12 protein-coding genes are annotated in these 17,758 nt (G+C 72.4%); 8 read left to right on the top strand and 4 right to left on the bottom strand.

Going from position 1 to position 17,758, the window contains the following annotated elements; translation table 11 throughout:
- Position 1: 1 nt before the first annotated feature.
- Both ACZ6WH_RS36635 and ACZ6WH_RS36630 read right to left on the bottom strand, forming a co-directional pair.
- On the bottom strand, positions 2-985 hold the full coding sequence (locus tag ACZ6WH_RS36635) for a hypothetical protein (RefSeq protein ID WP_469734141.1): 984 nt from the start codon (positions 983-985) through the stop codon (positions 2-4).
- Positions 982-6,801 carry a WD40 domain-containing protein gene (locus ACZ6WH_RS36630; RefSeq protein ID WP_469734139.1) on the bottom strand — a complete coding sequence of 1,940 codons (5,820 nt, stop codon included), beginning with the start codon at positions 6,799-6,801 and terminating at the stop codon, positions 982-984. The genes ACZ6WH_RS36635 and ACZ6WH_RS36630 overlap by 4 nt, the downstream gene beginning before the upstream one ends.
- A 7-nt stretch (positions 6,802-6,808) precedes the next feature.
- Between ACZ6WH_RS36630 and ACZ6WH_RS36625 the strand changes: the two genes are divergently transcribed.
- The 3 genes from ACZ6WH_RS36625 to ACZ6WH_RS36615 all read left to right on the top strand — a co-directional run bounded on the left by ACZ6WH_RS36625 (position 6,809) and on the right by ACZ6WH_RS36615 (position 10,935).
- Positions 6,809-8,059 carry an SLC13 family permease gene (locus ACZ6WH_RS36625; RefSeq protein WP_469734137.1) on the top strand — a complete coding sequence of 417 codons (1,251 nt, stop codon included), beginning with the start codon at positions 6,809-6,811 and terminating at the stop codon, positions 8,057-8,059.
- Positions 8,060-8,341: 282 nt separating this feature from the next.
- Positions 8,342-9,307 (top strand): hypothetical protein, encoded by a 966-nt coding sequence (locus ACZ6WH_RS36620; RefSeq protein WP_432859815.1) that lies wholly within the window; start codon positions 8,342-8,344, stop codon positions 9,305-9,307.
- A 176-nt stretch (positions 9,308-9,483) separates the two neighbouring features.
- Complete coding sequence (locus tag ACZ6WH_RS36615) at positions 9,484-10,935, top strand: amino acid permease (RefSeq protein WP_469734236.1); 1,452 nt, start codon at positions 9,484-9,486, stop codon at positions 10,933-10,935.
- Positions 10,936-11,025: 90 nt separating this feature from the next.
- Here ACZ6WH_RS36615 and ACZ6WH_RS36610 read toward each other — a convergent pair whose 3' ends face one another.
- Positions 11,026-11,358, bottom strand: a complete 333-nt coding sequence (locus tag ACZ6WH_RS36610) for a cupin domain-containing protein (RefSeq protein WP_469734135.1) — start codon at positions 11,356-11,358, stop codon at positions 11,026-11,028.
- 71 nt (positions 11,359-11,429) lie between these two features.
- Here ACZ6WH_RS36610 and ACZ6WH_RS36605 point away from each other — a divergent pair, with 71 nt between their 5' ends.
- Positions 11,430-12,386, top strand: a complete 957-nt coding sequence (locus ACZ6WH_RS36605; protein ID WP_469734132.1) for a GlxA family transcriptional regulator — start codon at positions 11,430-11,432, stop codon at positions 12,384-12,386.
- 24 nt (positions 12,387-12,410) lie between these two features.
- On the opposite strand, the gene ACZ6WH_RS36600 is transcribed toward ACZ6WH_RS36605, so the two are convergent.
- Positions 12,411-13,628 carry a YihY/virulence factor BrkB family protein gene (locus ACZ6WH_RS36600; protein WP_469734130.1) on the bottom strand — a complete coding sequence of 406 codons (1,218 nt, stop codon included), beginning with the start codon at positions 13,626-13,628 and terminating at the stop codon, positions 12,411-12,413.
- A gap of 406 nt (positions 13,629-14,034) precedes the next feature.
- On the opposite strand from ACZ6WH_RS36600, the gene ACZ6WH_RS36595 reads away from it, so the two are divergent.
- From ACZ6WH_RS36595 to ACZ6WH_RS36580, 4 genes are all read left to right on the top strand, one after another.
- Positions 14,035-15,342, top strand: a complete 1,308-nt coding sequence (locus tag ACZ6WH_RS36595) for a GAF domain-containing protein (protein ID WP_469734128.1) — start codon at positions 14,035-14,037, stop codon at positions 15,340-15,342.
- A gap of 128 nt (positions 15,343-15,470) precedes the next feature.
- Positions 15,471-16,703 (top strand): cytochrome P450 family protein, encoded by a 1,233-nt coding sequence (locus tag ACZ6WH_RS36590; RefSeq protein ID WP_469734126.1) that lies wholly within the window; start codon positions 15,471-15,473, stop codon positions 16,701-16,703.
- A 68-nt stretch (positions 16,704-16,771) separates the two neighbouring features.
- Positions 16,772-17,338: a GNAT family N-acetyltransferase gene (locus tag ACZ6WH_RS36585; protein WP_432859803.1), complete on the top strand. Its 567-nt coding sequence runs from the start codon at positions 16,772-16,774 to the stop codon at positions 17,336-17,338.
- Positions 17,339-17,469: 131 nt separating this feature from the next.
- The gene (locus ACZ6WH_RS36580; RefSeq protein ID WP_351598321.1) at positions 17,470-17,553 is read left to right on the top strand and encodes a putative leader peptide; all 84 of its coding nucleotides are present in this window, start codon (positions 17,470-17,472) and stop codon (positions 17,551-17,553) included.
- Positions 17,554-17,758 lie beyond the last annotated feature (205 nt).

Raw genomic sequence — 17,758 nt, 5'->3', positions numbered from 1 at the left:
GTCACCTCCGGTACGGGTCCACGCCGTTCAGGGCCAGTTCGATGATTTCGCTCACCTCGGAGTCGGAGTACGACGGCAGCGGCTTGCCCACCGCGTCGAAGAACGTCCGGGCCTCGTCGGCGGTCGGGTAGTCCGACAGCTCCGTGGCCCCCGAGAAGTCGATGCGCGGTGCGTGGTTCCGGCTCTGGTGGAGCTCGATCTCGAAGTACTTGTAGAGGAGGGACTCCCGCTCGATGAGGAAGTTCTCCCTCGTCGGGTCGTCCTGCGTGAGGATCAGGTACCTGTCGGAGAGGTCGTAGCGCAGGGCGCTGACGCGAGTGGTGGTGTGCACGCTGATGTCGAGCGTGGGGAGCCGGTTCAGGTGCCAGAACGCCGCCAGGACCGTGGCGTACGAGCCCTTGCGGGTGCGGTCGAGCGTCCAGGGACTGGAACTGCCCGGCGGGCTGAAGCTCTGGCGGAAGCGGGAGTACTCCTGGCAGGAGTCGGTCGAGCCCGGGTCGATGATCTCGATGTGGACGGTGAGCCGTGAGCGGCGTTCGCGGGCGGCCTGGACCAGCTCGGGCAGGGTGACCGGGCGGATGTGGGAGCCCGTGCCGCCCTTGAACTGCCACTGCGTGGTGTCCTGCCGGGCACGGCGGTGGACGTCGTACATCTCGTCGGGGCGAACGGTCCGGATGAGCGCGTTGTCCTCCAGGCTGCGGGCGGTCCGCTCGACCTGCTCCTCCAGCGGGTGTACGGACCGGGTGACCGCGTCCTCCACCGCCTTGCCGTGCCCGGAACGGTCCTTGAAGGTGGCGATGGCCATGATGCCGAGGACCGCCATGGTGAAACCGAAGCGCGCGTCCTCGGGCACCAGGTCGCTGGTGAAGTCGATGAGACCGACGCTGAAGGCCAGCGCGATGGGCAGCAGGACGTCGAGGTAGTCGTACATCCAGCGCAGCGCGCGCTGGATACGGCGCGGGCGCCGCTGGTCCGTGGTGGTCACGCGTTACCCCTGGTGGTGTCGAGGCCGGGCAGTACCTCGCCCATGGCCATGCGGCGGACCGAGGGCAGGTGTTCCTCCAGGTCGCCGGGTTCGAAGCGCGTCATGCCGATGACGTGCCAGAACTCATTGCTGACGGTGCCGTGGGACTTGTAGCGGCCGGTGGGCGAGAGGGCGGCCCAGCCCTCGGCGAGGCCGAGGAAGGTGCCGCGCAGGGCGGGCTCCCCGTCCAGGGTCCACAGCCGTGCGACGCCGTCCTCTCCGCCGCTGACCAGCAGTGAGCCGTCCGGGGAGAAGTCGAGGGACAGGACACTGCCGGTGTGCCCGGTCAGGGCATGGACCTCGGCGCCGGTCTCCGCGTGCCAGATGCGGATGGTGCGGTCGTCGCCCGCGGCTGCCAGCAGGGGCAGGGACGGATGGGCGGCCAGCGCCCAGAGACGCTCGCCGGAGCCGCGCATCCGCAGGGCCTCGGCGCCGCCGCGCCAGATGATGACGTCGCCGTCCCAGCCGGCGCTCGCCACCCAGGAGTTGTCGTGGCCGAACGCCACCCCGTACACCCGGTCCCGGTGGCCGCGGAGCGTGTGCCGGATGAAGCCGCCCCGCACGTCCCAGATGCGTACCACGCTGTCGTCGCAGCCCGTGGCGAGGCGTTCGGAGTCGTGGCGGAAGGCGATGGAGCGGACCCGTCCCGCGTGCTCGGAGAGGGTGGTGACGTGCCCTCCGGTACTGCGGAGGTTCCATACGCCGACGGTGTCGTCGTCGTTGGCGGTGGCCAGGAGTTCGCCGTCGCTGCCGAAGGCCAGTGCCCACACGTGCTCGGTGTTGGCGTCGAACTGCCGCTGGTACTCGCCGTCGGACGAGCTGAACAGGTACACGTCGCCGTCGTTGCTGGCAGCCGCCACCTGCCCCTCCGGCGCGGGACTGAACAGGGCCGACACCAGCCGGTCGCCACGCCCCTGCAAGGTGGACAGGCACTTGCCGGTACGGACCGCCCACACGCGCACCGCGCCGTCGTTGCCGCCCACGCTGATCCGCTCGCCGTCCGAGCTGAAGCTGACGGCGACGACCCGGCGGTTGTGCCCGTTCACCAGCCGCTTGCCGCGCCCGGCGGCGATCTCCCAGATGTGGGCCCCGCCGTCGTTGCCGACCGTGACCAGCTGGGACCTGCCCGGCGAGGCGTCGGCGGCGCGGGAGGACCGGAAGGCGACACACCAGGCGGAACCGCGGTGCGCCTCGGGCTGCTTCGAGTGCTGCCGCAGGTCCGGGGTCGACGTGCCTGACACCGTCCACAGCCTTACGGAGCCATTGCTGCCGCAGGCCGCCAGGTGCTTGCCCGCCGGATCGAAGCGGACCTGGTACACGCCGCCTCCCAGCGTCTCCAGGCAGCCCAGGGAGGCACCGACCGACACGTCCCACAGCCGCACCTGTCCGGAGGTGTCGCCGCTGGCCAGCCACTTGCCGTTCGGGTGGAAGGAGAGCGTGTACACACGCTCGGGGTGGCCGGCGAAGTCGTGCAGCAGCCGTCCGGTCCCCGTCTCCCAGACCCGGACGTGACCGCCTTCGCCGTCGCCGTTGTCCGCGGTGACGAAGCGCCGACCGTCCGGGGCGAACACGGCCCGGTACACCGAGCCGCGGTGCCCGTCGATCTCGCGGACGCACTGCCCGGTGGCCAGGTCCCACATCCGGACCCGGCTGGAGGTGTCGCCGGTGAGCAGCAGCGTGCCGTCCGGGCTGAAACCGGCGGTGTAGACCGGAGCCGCATGCCCGGCCAGGTGGTGGACCGGGCGGCCGGCGGCCGGGTCCCACACGGTGACCAGGCCCTCCTTGTCGCCGGTCACCAGCAGCTTGCCGGTCGGCTCGACGACGACGGGCCAGACGCCGTCGGGATGCACTTCGAGGCGGTGTCGCTCCCTGCCGGTGGCCGGGTCCCAGATGACCACATGGCCGTCGGCGCCGCCCGTCACCAGCAGGTCGTGTGCGAACTTCACGGCGTACACGCGCCCGTGGTGCCCACGCAGGGTGCGCAGCGGCCGCCCGTCGTCCGGGTCGCAGATGAGGACACCGCCGTCCTCGGTGCCCACGGCCAGCAGCTCACCGTCGCGCGCGTACGCCATGGGCTCGGGCAGCCGGACGTGGTTGAGGTCGAAGCCGTACGGGACGCCGACGGCCGCGGGCCGCAGGCCCACGTCGACGGGCATGCCCGGGGCGAGCGCGGCGGAGCGCAGCTCGGGCGCGGACTGCTGCTCGGCGTCCATGCGGGCGCTGACCAGGGCGGCTCTGGTCCAGCGGCTGCCGGACAGGCGCGCGCCGCGGAGGTCGGCGCGGATCAGGCGGGCACGGGAGAGGTCGGCGCCCTCCAGGCAGGCGCCGGAAAGGTCGGCGTCGTCGAGGTTGGCGGCCGTCAGGTTGACGCCGGTGAGGTCGGCTCCGGCGAGCTTCGCCCCGGTCAGTACGGTTTCGCCGAGGTCGGCGCCGGTGAAGTCGACGCCGGAGAAGTCGCGGTGGGAGAGGTTCTCCCCGCGCAGCACGACGCCGCGCAGGGCCACGTCGGTGGGGATGCGCAGCCGGTGGTTGACGCGCACCGCGTTCTGCCGGGCAGGGCTGTCCGGGGCGGTGGTGTCGCCGAGGACCCGGCGCACCCACTCCTGGCAGTCGCCCCGGTCGGCCAGGTCGCAGAAGAACTCCACGGCCAGCTGCGTCAGCGGCCGCGCCGCCAGCAGCGGCGGGGTGCCCTCCTCCGGTCCGGCCAGTTGGCGTGCGGCTTCGCGGGCGATCAGCCACTCCACGACGGAGGAGTGGATGAACTGGAACAGGTCGTCCTCGGTGCGCACCAGCAGGCTGCCCGCACCGACGGCCTGCGCCCGCTCCTCGGCCGTCATGTGCGACCGGGTCAGGCCGTCCAGGGCCCACCCGGTGGTCTCGGCCAGCTCGTCCAGCCGCAGCACGCTGCGCCGCGTCTCCCACAGCCGTACGGCCAGCGAGGACACGGCCTTCCACAGGTCCTCCAGCGACAGGCCCGGTGCCGCTCCCGGCCCGCCGCTGCCCCGTTCGACCTCGAACTCCAGCCACGCGGTGAGCACTTCCTCGTACAGTCCGGCAGCGCTCAGGGTCCGCCCGGCGCCTGCCACGGACTGCAGCTGCTCGTGGCTGAGGGCGGTGACGAAGGACAGCAGCCGCGGGTTGCCGCACAGCTCCAGCAGGTTGGGGATGCCGGCGAGGAGGTCGTACCGCTGCTCGGCCTTCTCCCGGGAGTTGTACGTGCGCTCCAGGTACTCCTTGATCTGCTGCGGCTGGAAGCTCTCCACGGTCAGCACGCGGCGCTGCGGCAGGGCGCCGACGCGCTCGCCGAGGGCGGTGAAGACCTGCTCGGTGGACTTGAAGTGCTGGGTGCGGCTGGTCACCACGATCTTGGTGTTGTCGACCGCGGCGTCCAGGAGCGCCTGCAGGTGGTCGGCGGCACGGTCGTAGCTGACGCGGTTGACCAGCTCGTCGAAGCCGTCGAAGAGCAGCACGATGCGGCCCTGGCGGATCATGTACTGCAGGGCGTTGGTGTCGATGCGGCTCACCCCGTGGTTGGCGAGGTGCGTGGTCACCAGGCCCATGAGGCTGTGCGCCCGGTCGAAGGTGTTGAGGGGGATGAACACCGGCGTCAGGTGCGCGGACTGCTCGGGCAGCCGCCGGGCCAGCTCCCGCAGGGAGAAGGTCTTCCCGTGGCCGAAGTCGCCGAGGAGCAGCACGAACCGGCCGTGCTCGGTGTCCAGGGTGTCCAGCAGTTCGTCCACGAGGCGGCCGTGCCCCCCGCCCTCGGACCGGGGAGTGACCTCTCGGTACCGCTGCGGCAGGTACAGCTCGGGCCGGTAGGCGCGGTCGGCACTCAGCCGCGCGGTCTGGTCGGCCACGTACGCGCGCAGATCGATCAGGCCCTGGAACTCCAGGAAGCTCCGTACCCGGATGCGGTCGCCGAAGCGCTCCGCCACTTCCCGCGGTGGCGCCTGGCCTCCGTACACCAGCACGTTCTCCGCCGTGGTGCCCTCGGCTCCGCGGACCTGTTCGGCGAAGCGCGCCAGGTCCTCCTCGCGGGGGTCACCGGGCAGCGCGGCGATACGGGACTGGAACACGAGGCCGTCGCGCTGCCAGGTGGCGACGAACTGGGTGGTGGGGTCGTCGCCGCGCCGCACGGTGACATCGCGGATGCCCACGTCCTGCCACTTGGCGCGGCAGATCTCCTTCACCTGGTCGGTGAAGGTGTCGCGGACCGGGTCGGGTTCCTGCCTCGGTGCCTGCGAGGGGAATGCCTGGGGGCCCAGCGGGGTGCGGACGCGCGCCCACTCCTCGCGGAACTCGGCGGCGGGGGCGGTGGGAGAGTGCCAGCGGGTGACCCCGGAGGCGGAGACCTTCAGCAGCTGGAAGCGGGCCGGTGCCGCGGCGCCGAAGACGGGGAGCGTGCCGAGGCGGGTGTCGACGGGGTCGCGGCGGGTGGTGCGCGGGTCGTTGACGGGGCCGTGCAGCAGCAGGTTGAGCCGGGGTGCGGCCAGCCGCTGGAACGCCTCGGCGTCGCGGATCGGGCCGACCCCCGGGCCGCCCGTCGCCGCGGGTGTCTCCAGCGGGTGCCGTATCGCGCCGATGCGCAGCCAGCCGTCCCGCTCGTACTGGTGGAGGGCCTCGGCGAACCAGGTGATCTGGTCCCGGCCCACGTAGCCGAACTGGTCCTCGGGCCGGTGGCTGTACGCCATCGTGGAGTTGAAGCCGGCGACGACGGTGTTGAGCTCCGGTACGGGGAACAGCGTCCAGGGCTGGTCGGCGGCGAAGACCCGGTCGATGCCCTCGTAGAACTCGTGGAACAGCTTCGCGTAGTGCCGCCACTTCTCCCAGTACGGCGGCTGCGGCGTGACCTCGTCGGCTTCGCAGGAGGAGAAGTAGGAACTGCACGCCTTCAGGCTGACGTCCTCCGCGCCCGGTACGAGGACGACCTGGTGGGGGCGGAGGTCGAGCTGGGCACGCAAGGAGGTCAGAAAGGAGAGCGCCTGCCCGCACTCGCGCGGAGTGCCGGAGGCCGTCAGATTGCCGGTGACCACGACGAGGTCCGGTCTGGGAGCGTCGGCGTCCTGCAGCTCCAGCAGGTCACCGCGCAGCTCGTGCAGCGTGTCGTCCGGCTCGTTGCCGCGCCCGAAGTCGGGCCCCGGCAGGTGCAGCACGCTGATGTGGTCGCCCTCCCGCTCCGGAGCGTTCAGCGGGAACACCGGGGCGGTCCGCGGCCGGAGCCGCCCGGGGAACCACGGGTCGCCGTTGCGGGTCGCCGCCGTCCGCTGCGGCGGCACCGGCGGGGAACTCGTCGCCGCTCCGGGGAAACGCGGCCGTCCCGACGCCTGCGCCCGCCCGTTCAGTGCGTCCCGCGCGCGGGCCAGCAGCATCTCCCGCGCCTCCGCCTCGCCCCGGGCAGCCACCAGGTCGATGTACGTGATGGTGGCGAGCAGCCCGTCGATCGGCGCCTCGTCGATCCGTACGGTGATCAGCCGCTGCTCCGGATTGTCCGGGGAGGCACGCAGGGCGGCCTGCCACTCCATCCGCCCGTACCGGGAGCGCGCGTAGTTCTGCGACAGCACGGCGATCACCGCGGCGGACTCGCTCACCCCGCGGTCCATGTAGTCGATGAAGTTCGTGCCGGCGGTGAAGTCCCATGCCTGGATGACCGTGCGGTACCCCTCGCGCTCCAGCGTCCACGCGATCCACGTCGCCCAGGCCTCGTCCGCGGGCGAATAGCTCACGAAGAAGAGCGGGCGCTCGCCGGTACTGTTCTGCGTTCCCCCCTCGGATAACATGCGCCCCATGGTAGGAGACCTGAGCCTCCGTGGCAGGTGGGCGAGTGCGATCTCCTCACCTGCCGTCACTTTTCTGCGGAGACGCGTCCTCAATCTCGACGGGCTGGCCGTGGCACTGCTCGCGGCCGGCCTGCTGCTGTGGGGCACCGGTGCCCTGCCCTCCGAGCGGGCCCTCGAAGTGGGCGAGCGCATCGCCCCGCTGCTCGCCTTTCTCCTCACCGCCGTGGTGCTGGCCGAACTCGCCGGCCGTGCGCAAGTGTTCGACGTGGCCGCCACCTGGGTCGCGCGCCTGGCGCGCGGCAGCTATCCACTGCTGTTCCTGTGGTGCGTCGCCCTCGCCTCGGCCACCACCATCGCCCTGAACCTCGATACGACGGCGGTGCTGCTGACCCCCGTCATGCTGGCCCTGGCCTCCCGCGTGGGCATCCGCCCGGTGCCGCTGGCCATGACCACCGTGTGGCTCGCCAACACCGCGAGCCTGCTGCTGCCGGTGTCCAACCTGACGAACCTGCTGGCCGCTCAGCGAGTGGTGCTGGTGCCCACGGAGATGGCAGCGGTGATGTGGGCCCCTCAACTCGCGGCCATCGCCGTGACGATGGTGTGCCTGTGGGGCTTCTACTGGCGGCGGTCGGCGCGCGGTGACGAGGCGTACGTGCCGCCGGAGCGCCCGGAGGCCGCCGACCCATGGCTGTTCGGGGTGTGCGCCGCGGCGTGCGGGCTGTTCCTGACCGCCATCATCGGCTTCGACGTCGCGCTCCCCGTCGCGTCCGCGGGAGCCGCTCTCCTCGCCGCCGCCGCGTTCTTCGTGCGCCGCCGGGGCGAGCTGCGCTGGTCGCTGGTGCCGTGGCGGCTGCTGGCCCTCGTACCGGGGATGTTCCTCGTCGTGGACTGGATCAGCTCGCTGGGACTGCGGGACCTGCTGATGTCCGCCGTCGGCAGTGACGGCGGCTTCGCCGGCCTGCTGCGTACGGCAGCCGTCGGTGCGGGCCTCTCGAACGTGCTGAACAACCTGCCTGCCTACCTGTCGACGGAGTCGGTGATTCCGGCCGACGCGCACACGCAGTTGCTCGCGCTGCTGATCGGTGTGAACGTCGGGCCGCTGGTGACACCGTTCGCGTCACTGGCCACGCTGATCTGGTTCGAGCGATGCCGCGCGCACGGCATCCGGATCGCGAAGTTGCCGTTCGCCGGGGCCGGACTGGTGCTGGCGAGTGCGGGAGTGGTGGCCGCCACGGGGGCCCTGCACCTGGTGGCCTAGGAGCCCACGGCGACCGGGGCTGCGATTCGGCCCACGGGGATACACGTCGCCGGGCATGCCCTGCGTCCACGGGCCGCATTTCATGGCCCCGTCGAACCCCGGCTTACTGACACATTGTTGACATGGTGTCGGAGAAAATCTAGTTGCTTGAGTGCATGGTTTCGGTCTGTGTGACACCTGAGTAAGGTGTGGCGTCAGCTGGGCCCTCGGAGCAATTCCGACCACGCCGCGGGCTCCGTAATTCCACATCGCTGGACGACGGGGAAAGGAACGGCACGCAGCATGGCCGCTGGCCTGTTCGAAGGGCAGTACGTATGGCATCCGGCGGCCGACGATCGCCGGCTGGCGAGCGCCTGTGTGGATGTGCGCGCCGGACGCTACTTCAGCGCCCGGGAGGTGTTGCGGGAGACCCGGCGCGATTTCGGGGTACGCGCCCACCGTTCGCTGGTTCTCGCCTCCGAAGCGGCGGATTCGGATCTGACCGAGCGCTGGCTCGCCGAGGAACCGGGCACGGAGGCGGCCCTGTTGTGGGCGCGGGTCGCGGCGCTGCGCGCCACCCGCGCCGCCGAGACCGGCGACCGGCACGCCACCACCCTGAGCCGGATAGCGCTGTCCGCCTGTGACCGGGCGGCGGAGCTGGCCCCGCTGGACCCGACCCCGTGGGTCGCCAAGCTCTCGCTGGCCCGCTTCCAGCGCCATCTGGACCCGGCGCCGGAGGGGTTGATCACCGCGCCGCCCGGCCCGTGGTCGCTGTTCTCGCACATCCTGCGGCTGGACCCCTGGCACCGCGAGGCCCACCACCGCTTCCTGGCCTGCTTCTTCGCCCGGCACGGCGGTTCGGCGGGCGCCGCCTGGGACGTCGCCGCGTTCCTCGCCCAGCGCGCGCCCGCGAACTCCGCGCTGCGGCTGCTGCCGTTGGTGACCGCGGTCGACGCGTACGACCCCGCGGCGCCGCTGGCCGACCACACGTGGGAGCAGCCGCAGTGGCGCACGACGGCGCTGCGGATCTACCAGCACTGGCTGCCGGAGGTGGCGGACTACCGCTTCACGCCCGTGCTGGACCTGGCGTATCTGGCACACGCGCTGTGCATGGCGCGGCACGAGTTCGAGGCGCGGGCGGTCTTCACGGCCATGGGCCCGTACGCCTCGCGGATGCCCTGGAGCGTGTTCGGCGACCCGGCCGAGCAGCTGAGCAGGGCACGGCGCCGGTGCGGGCTGCCGGTCCCGCACGCGCCGGACTCCCCCTGAACCGGTTCCGACCCGCCGGCTCCCCCCACTGTGCGGCCGGCGCGCACCGCCCGTCCCCCCAGAAAGGTACGTCCGTGTCCGACTCCGCGTCCGATTCCGCATTCCTCTCGCGGGTGCGTTCACCGAAGCCGGCGACCCCGCCGGCCGCCCTGGACGACGACGCCACACTGCACGCCATGGGATATCCGCGGAAACTCACCCGCAGATTCCGTGCGTTCGACAATTTCGCGATCTCGTTCACGATCATCAACATCATATCCGGGATCTTTTCGTCCTTCGGTTTCGGCATGAATGCCGGCGGGCCGCGGATCCTGGTATTCGGCTGGATCGCGGTGTCGATCCTCGTACTGTTCATCGGCGCCTCGATGGCGGAAATCACCTCCGCCTATCCCACGAGCGGCGCGCTGTATTTCTCGGCGGGCAAACTCGCCAAGCGGCACCGCGGCGCCTGGTCCTGGTACACGGGCTGGCTGAATTTCGTGGGCCAGGTCGGCGGAACGGCCGCCACCGGCTACGCGGCGGCCACTTTCATCCAGGCGTTCCTCGCGATGCAGTGGCCGTCCTACCAGGTGTCCGAGCAGCGCACGGTCCTCATCACGGCGGCGATCCTGCTGGTCCAGGCGCTGGCCAACACCTACACCGTGCACCTGGTCGCGATCCTGAACCGGATCTCGGTGTGGTGGCTGCTGGTCGGCATGGTGGTGATCGTGGCGGCTCTGACCGTGCTGCCCGAGCAGCACCAGTCCGCGTCGTTCGTGACGCATTTCGCCAACAACACCGGTTTCACGAACGGCCTTTACGGCGCGCTGCTGGGCCTGCTCGTCACCAGCTGGACGTTCACCGGTTTCGACGGCAGCTTCCACATGTCGGAAGAAACCGTGGGCGCCACCGTCAACGCGCCCAAGGGAATCATGCGGGCGATCGGCTACTCCGCGATCACCGGCCTGATCCTCATGCTCGCGCTGGTCTACGCGATCCGCGACTACGCAGCGGAAGCAAGCGCTGACGCGCCGCCCGTACAAATTCTCATCGACGCACTCGGCACCGGCACCGCCAAGTTCCTGCTGCTGATCGTGATCGGCGCGATGCTCTTCTGCGGCCTGGCCAATATGACGAGCAACACACGGCAGATCTTCGCCTTTTCGCGGGACGGCGCGATGCCCGGCTCGCGCTGGTGGCACTCGGTCTCCCCCCGCACCCGTACGCCCGTCAAGGCCGTCTGGCTCGCCGCCGCCTGCTCGCTGGTGCTGGTGATCCCCGGCTGGTGGTCGCACACCGCCTTCACCGCCATCGTCAGCGTCAACGTCGTCGGCCTCTTCCTGGCGTACGGCGTGCCGATCTTCCTGCGGCTGCGGCTGGACTCCTTCGAGCCCGGCCCGTGGAACCTGGGCCGCTGGGGCAAGCCCGTCGCGGCCGTCGCGGTGGTCTGGATCGTGCTGAGCAACGTGCTGTTCATGCTGCCGCAGGCCTCCCCCATCACGCCCGGCTCGTTCAACTACGCGCCGATCGCGCTGGCCGTGGTGCTGATCATCGCCACGGTGTGGTGGTTCGCCACCGCCCGGCACCGCTTCCAGGGCCCGGTCAGCTACGGCCGCCCCGACGAGGTCGCCGCGATGGACCTGATCTGAGCGACGCCCTGCGCGCACACCGCCGTGCCCCGCTCCGCCACCGCGGAGCGGGGCACGGCCCTTCTCCAAGCCGTTGAGGACGGTGTTCGCTCAGCCGTTGAGGACGGTGTACCCGATGATCTGCGCGCCGACATCCGTGCGCGGCTGGTGCCTGCTGCCCGGCGCGAACACCACGTAGGTGCCGGCCGGATGGCGTTCGTCGCCCTCGATGATCTCGCCGCTGAGCACGTAGTACCGCTCCTCCGTGGCATGCTCGTCGATCACGGGGAACTGGCTGCCCGGCGCGAAGTCGAGGAGCCAGCCACGGGAGTACGCGGTGCGCGGCAGCCGCCGGGCGGTCACCCCCGGGCCGATCTCCACAGGGTCGACGCCGTCGACGCGGACGGCGGTCTTCAGGTGCTGCGTCGTGGTGTGTTCGGTCATGGCACGACTCTCGCCCGGTGCCGCACGCCGCCACGAGAGTCAGGAAAGACACCGTCGGGTACTTTTCTGCCATGACCCCGCACCGTGTGGTGGCCCTGCTCCGCGAGCCGCAGGGCGCCTTCGAACTCGCCGGTGCCGCCGAGGTGTTCGGCGCGCCCCGGGGCGGCGATCCGCCGCGCTACGACTTCTCCGTCTGCGCCGAGCGGCCCGGCGCGCTGCGCACCACCGGCGGGTACACGATGTTCGTCGAGGCCGGGCTGGGCGCGCTGGAGACCGCGGACACCGTGCTCGTACCGGGCTGGCTGCCGACCGGCGTGCCCTCCTCCCCCGCCGTACGGGACGCGCTGCGCGCCGCGCACCGCAGGGGCGCCCGGGTCGCGAGCATCTGCAGCGGCGCGTTCGCGCTGGCGGAGGCCGGACTGCTGGACGGCCGCGGCGCCACCACGCACTGGCAGCGCACCGCACAGCTCGCCGCCGGGTTTCCCGCGGTGCGGGTCGAGGCGGACGTGCTGTACGTGGACCACGGGGACGTGGCGACCAGCGCGGGCAGCGGCGCCGGCATCGACCTCTGCCTGCACCTGGTCCGCACGGACCACGGGGCCGCGTACGCCGCCCGGATCGCGCGGAGCATGGTGCTGCCGCCGCACCGGGAGGGCAGCCAGCTGCAGTACGCGGCGGCACCCGCCGCGCCGGCCCGCGCGGACGCCTCGCTGGCTCCGGTGCTGGAGTGGGCGCTGACCCGGCTGGGCGACGGGCTGAGCGTGGCCCGGCTCGCCACGCGTGCCGGGCTGTCGGAGCGCACCCTCGCGCGCCGGTTCGCCGAGCAGCTCGGCGTCAGCCCCGGCCAGTGGCTGCTGGCGCGGCGCGTCGACGCGGCGCGGGTGCTGCTGGAGGAGACCGATCTCGCGGTGGACGCGATCGCCGACCGGGTCGGGCTCTCCTCCGCCGTCAATCTGCGGCGCCGTTTCCGGGCCGCCGTGGGGACGACGCCGGGTGCGTACCGGCGGGTGTTCGGCGCGCGGCGGTGAGCCCGGCCCGGGCGCCGCGCCGCCTCACCCCTGGTCGTCGCGGTCGTGCGGGCCCTGGCGCTGGGTGCCCTTCCTGAAGTGGTGGAGGCGGGCGCGTACGTGGTGCACGGGGTGGAACTTCGACCAGCGCTCGGGGAACTCCGACGGCGGCTCCGGCCCCGGTTCACCGTCCGTCGCGCCGTCCGCCCCGTCCGCGTCGTCCGCGTCCTCCTCCTCGTCCTCGTCGTCGTCCAGTTCGTGCGCCCGTTCGGCCTCCTCCCGGGCGCGGCGCAGCACTTCGGCCTCCTCCTTGCGGCGCTCCTCGCGTTCGGCGCGGCCCGCCGCGGTGGCGAGCGAGGGCCAGACCCGGTCCAGGGCCGCGTTGACCGCCGCGCCGACCAGCACCGCGAAGGCCGAGACGCCGATCCACAGCAGGACCGCGACGGGGGCGGCGAGCGAGCCGTAGATGGTCGGCCCCTCGACCGTGGAGGCGAGGTAGACGCGGAGCAGCAGGCTGCCCAGTACCCACATCGCCAGCGCGACCACCGCGCCGGGGATGTCCTCCTGCCACGGGGAGCGGACCGGCACGGACACGTGGTACAGCGTGGTCAGGAAGACGACCGAGAGCAGCAGGACCACCGGCCAGTACAGCACCCGGACGGCGTTCTCGCTGGCCGGCAGCAGCTGCACGACCGTGTCCGGGCCCGCGACCATCAGGGGCAGCGCGATGGCGCCGAGGACCAGCGCGATGAGGTACAGGAAGAACGCCAGCAGGCGGGTGGCGACGATGCCGCGCCTGCCCTCCAGGCCGTACATGATCGTGATGGTGTCGACGAAGACGTTCAGGGCCCGCGAACCCGACCACAGGGCGATGGCGAAGCCGATCGAGATGACGTCGGGGCGGCCGCCGCGGAAGACGTCCGCCAGCAGCGGCCGGGCGATCTGGTCGACGCCCTTGTCGGAGAGGACGGCGGCGGACGCTTCGAGGATGTTCTGCCGGATGGTCTCGATGGTGTCGCGGCCGATCCACGGCTCCATGTAGCCGAGCAGCCCGATCAGGCCGAGCAGCAGCGGGGGCAGCGAGAGCAGGCAGAAGAAGGCGGCTTCCGCGGCGAGTCCGGTGACGCGGTACTCCATGCAGGAGTTGACGGTGTCCTTGAGCAGCAGCCAGCCGAGGCGGCGTTTGGACACGTGGCGGTACAGGACGCGAGCCCTGTGCAGACGGCCCCGGGGGTGGTCGGCTGGTTCATTCGCTTGCTGCACCTCCTCACCGTATCCGGCACGAAAGGTACGACTCGCACTCCGTCCGGCCCGGTCGGGCCCCGTTCACGGGCCGGGGCGCACGGTGGCCGGAGGGGGCGCGGTGGCCGGGCCATGCCTCTGCTCGGGGGAGAGACGCGGCGTCCGGCCGCCGCGCCCCGGCGCGGAAGCGGTGCCGCGCCGACTCGGCACCGCTTCCGACGGGACAGCCGGGCGTGGCACGGGCGGACCCGCCGAACGGGCCCTGCCACCGGCGCACGGGGACGGCTCGCCCCCACCCTTTCCGCCCGTAACGGGGGAAGACAACCGTTGCACGACGTTGCAACGGATCTGCCGATTCCACACTCGGCGAAGGCTGTGCCCCGGCACGATGGGCCGCGGCGATCACCAGAACTGCACAAGCGGAGCGATGTTGAGCACACGGCACCACGACAGGACCCGGACCCCCGTCCTGGCAACGGCGCTGGACTCCCGGGAAGCGGCCCGCCGGCTGGCTTCCGTACGAGAGGCCACCCTCGCGGGGGACGAACCGCCCGACGCCCCCCGCACAGTGATCGGGGAATCCTGGCGGCGGATGCTCGGTACGGGACTGGACCCGGACCGGGACCGCCGCGAACGGCCGCTGTCCCGCACCGAGCTGGAGGAGCGCCGGCACCGCTCCGGGCTCGCGCGGCTGCTGCCGGTGCTGCACTCCCACCTTCTCCCCTCCGCCGAGGCCGCCCAGCAGATCCTGGTGGTGACCGACCCCGAGGGCCGCGTGCTGTGGCGCGAGGGCTCGGCGGCGGTGCGGCGGATGGCCGACCGGCACGGGTTCGAACCGGGCGCCGCCTGGACCGAGGACGTGGTCGGGACCAACGGGATCGGTACCGCGCTGGTCACCCGGCAGCCGGTGCTCGTGCACTCCGCCGAGCACTACGTCCGCACCCACCATCAATGGACCTGCGCCGGGGCCCCGCTGCACGACCCGCGCGACGGGCGGCTGCTCGGCGTGGTCGACCTCAGCGGCCCCGCCCACTCCTTCCATCCGACCACCCTCCCGCTGGTCTCCGCGGTCGCCCGGCTCGCCGAGTCCGAGCAGCGCACCCGCCACCTGGCGACGCTGGACCGGCTGCGGGCGAGCGCGACGCCGCTGCTGGCCCGGCTCGGCGGCCGGGCGCTGGCGGTGGACCGGGACGGCTGGACGGCGGCGGCCGTCGGCACGGCCCCGCCGGAGCGGGTGGCGCTGCCCAGGACCCCGCAGGCCGGGCCGGTGTGGCTGCCCCGGTACGGCAGCTGCGTGCTGGAGCCGCTGCCGGGCGGCTGGCTGGTGCGGATCGGCGACGACGGGCCACTGGACCCGGGGCCGAGCCGGGTGGTGCTCGACCTCAGCGGCCGGGACCGCTGGACGGTAACGGTCGCCGGGCCGGCCGGCAGCTGGTCGCACGAGCTGAGCCCGCGCCACGCCGAGCTGCTCTTCACCCTGGCCGCGCACCCGGACGGGCGCACCGCGGCGCAGCTCGCCCTCGACCTGTTCGGCGACGCCGGCCGCACGACGACGGTCCGCGCCGAACTGTCCCGGCTCCGCCGCACCCTCGGCTGCGTTCTCGCGCACCGCCCGTACCGCTTCGCCGACGGCATCCGGGTGGAACTCCTCCGCCCCGACCACCCGACCGCCCTCCTCCCCCACTCCACGGCCCCGGCCGTCCTGGCGGCCCGGGGCCACGCACCCCACGGCTGAACTCCGCTCCCGCGAAATCCCGGTTGCCGCGGCCGACGGCCCCGCTCGGGGCGAGCGGCTCGCGGACGTGGCGTTCGTGGCGGACGGGACCTGCTGACAGCGGGCGTTCGGCGTGCTTCCGTTACGCCATGACCGATCAACTCACCGATTCTGTCCAGCTGTTCACCTCCTCCTACTTCGCCGACCCGCACCCGGCACTCGCCGGGTTACGGGACGGCGAGCGGCCCGTCGTGCCGGTGGCCATGCCCGGCGGGTACCGGGCGTGGGCGGTGAGCCGGTACGCGGATGCCCGGGCGGCGCTCACCGACCCGCGGCTGAGCAAGGACGCTGACCGGCACTGGACCGCGTTCCGGGAAGGGCGCACGCCGACCACGGCCGAGGTACTCCTCACCACGGGTACGACAATGCTGACCGCCGACCCGCCGGAGCACTCCAGACTGCGCGGCCTGGTGGCCAAGGCGTTCACCGCGCGCCGGGTGGAGGCGCTGCGGCCGCGGATCGCCGAGCTGACGGCGGGGCTGCTGGACGCCATGGAGCGGGCCGCGGCCGACGGCGGGCCCGTCGACGTGGTGCGGGGGCTGGCGGCCCCGCTGCCGATGGAGGTGATCTGCGAGCTGTTCGGGCTGACGGACGGCGCGGACCGGGCGGTGCTGCGGCGGTCGACCGAGACGCTGTTCTCGGCGACGGCCGGGCCGGAGGCGGCGGCCGCGGCCCGGACGGAGGTGTACGCGGCGCTCGGGCGGCTGGCCGAGGCGAAGGCGGCCGCGCCCGGGGACGACCTGACGTCCGCGCTCGTACGGGCCCAGGAGGGGGGCGACCGGCTGTCGCCCGGGGAGCTGGTGGGCACGCTCGCGCTGCTGCTGATGGCCGGGCACGAGACGACCGTCAACCTGATCGGCAACGCGGTACTGGCCGTGCTCACCCACCCCGCGCAGCGGAAGCTGCTGGCCGAGCGGCCGGAGCTGTGGCCGCGGGCCGTGGAGGAGACACTGCGCTGGAACGGCAGCGTGGTCATGGCCATCTACCGCTTCCCGGTCGAGGAGGTGGAGATCGGCGGGGTGCGGATACCGGCCGGCGAGCCGGTGATGATCGCGCTGCCGGGCGCGGGGCGCGACCCGCGGCGGCACGCGGACCCCGACACCTTCGACGTCGCGCGCGAGGACCACGGCCACCTCGCCTTCGGGCACGGCATCCACCACTGCCTCGGCGCCCCGCTGGCCCGCCTGGAGGCCGCGGTCGCGCTGCCGGCCCTCTTCGCGCGCTTCCCGGGGCTGCGGCTCGACACGGAACCGGAACGGATCCGGTGGCACGAGTCGGTCGTCTCCCGCGGCCCGGCAGCGGTGCCGGTCCGCCTCTCCTGAGACGACGGCCCGGCGTGACCCGGGGACCGGCGGCCCGCGCCGGTCCCCGTCATGATTGGGTGACGGCCATGAGCGTCACTGTCACCACGTGGTACCTGGAGCAGACCGCCCCCGCCGACCTCGTGCCCGCCGCCGGGCCGCCCGCCGAGCAGGAGGTGCGGGTCGTCCGGTCCGGGACGCCGCTGCCGGAGTTCAGCCGGTTCCTGTACACGGCGGTGGGCCAGGACGTCACCTGGACCGACCGGCTGCCGTGGACGTACGCGGAGTGGGCGGCGCACCTCGGGCGGCCCGGTACGGAGACCTGGGTGGCGTACGAGCGGGGGACGCCGGCCGGCTTCATCGAGCTGCAGGCCGATGCCGCGGGTTCGGTGGAGATCGTCTACTTCGGCCTGATACCGGCGTTCCGCGGCCGGCGGATCGGCGGCCACCTGCTCTCGTACGGCCTCGCGCGCGCCTGGGACCTGGCCGAGCGGTGGCCGGAGTGCGCGCCGACGAAGCGGGTGTGGGTGCACACCTGCAGCAAGGACGGGGAGTACGCGATGGACAACTACCGGCGTCGCGGTTTCCGGCTGTACGACACCACCGTGGAGGAGGAGCCCGAGGTCGCCTCGCCGGGGCCGTGGCCGGGCGCCTGAACCTCCCGCCGCCCGCCGGTCACGTCAAACGGAACGTGACCGGCGCCACAATGTCTCACTCTCCAAGACATCTACGTCCGCATTCTGGACAATGGTGGACTGGCCCAAGAGCGTCGTGACACGCTTCCGTCATGTCTCGAGCTGGAATTGCCTTGGTGAGTCGGCGCCACGTCGACCTTGCGCGCGTGTCCAGCGCCATCTGTCAGGCGCGCTGACGCTGCACCCCACAGGGGCTCATCACCCCTGACAGCACCCAGCTCCACCGACTTTTCCTCGCCGTCCCCATCGTCGCGGACGTGCGACCACCCCTGATCCGGCAAGTCATGCCAAGACGCGCTCCGACGCATCGTGAACCGGCACGTCTTCGCAGGTCACAGTGGGTGCACCCCTGCTTGAATCCGCATCCCCTGCAGCCGCCGA

The organism is Streptomyces sp. NPDC050806 (genome assembly GCF_055586425.1).
This window is presented reverse-complemented; position numbering and strand designations above follow the sequence as displayed.

What these genes read in the sequence shown, in the direction of transcription:
- ACZ6WH_RS36630 (WP_469734139.1), bottom strand. Translation starts at nt 6,801, where the DNA reads ATGTTATCCGAGGGGGGAACGCAGAACAGTACCGGCGAGCGCCCGCTC.
- ACZ6WH_RS36625 (WP_469734137.1), top strand. Translation starts at nt 6,809, where the DNA reads ATGGTAGGAGACCTGAGCCTCCGTGGCAGGTGGGCGAGTGCGATCTCC.
- ACZ6WH_RS36620 (WP_432859815.1), top strand. Translation starts at nt 8,342, where the DNA reads ATGGCCGCTGGCCTGTTCGAAGGGCAGTACGTATGGCATCCGGCGGCC.
- ACZ6WH_RS36615 (WP_469734236.1), top strand. Translation starts at nt 9,484, where the DNA reads ATGGGATATCCGCGGAAACTCACCCGCAGATTCCGTGCGTTCGACAAT.
- ACZ6WH_RS36610 (WP_469734135.1), bottom strand. Translation starts at nt 11,358, where the DNA reads ATGACCGAACACACCACGACGCAGCACCTGAAGACCGCCGTCCGCGTC.
- ACZ6WH_RS36605 (WP_469734132.1), top strand. Translation starts at nt 11,430, where the DNA reads ATGACCCCGCACCGTGTGGTGGCCCTGCTCCGCGAGCCGCAGGGCGCC.
- ACZ6WH_RS36595 (WP_469734128.1), top strand. Translation starts at nt 14,035, where the DNA reads ATGTTGAGCACACGGCACCACGACAGGACCCGGACCCCCGTCCTGGCA.
- ACZ6WH_RS36590 (WP_469734126.1), top strand. Translation starts at nt 15,471, where the DNA reads ATGACCGATCAACTCACCGATTCTGTCCAGCTGTTCACCTCCTCCTAC.
- ACZ6WH_RS36585 (WP_432859803.1), top strand. Translation starts at nt 16,772, where the DNA reads ATGAGCGTCACTGTCACCACGTGGTACCTGGAGCAGACCGCCCCCGCC.
- ACZ6WH_RS36580 (WP_351598321.1), top strand. Translation starts at nt 17,470, where the DNA reads ATGTCTCGAGCTGGAATTGCCTTGGTGAGTCGGCGCCACGTCGACCTT.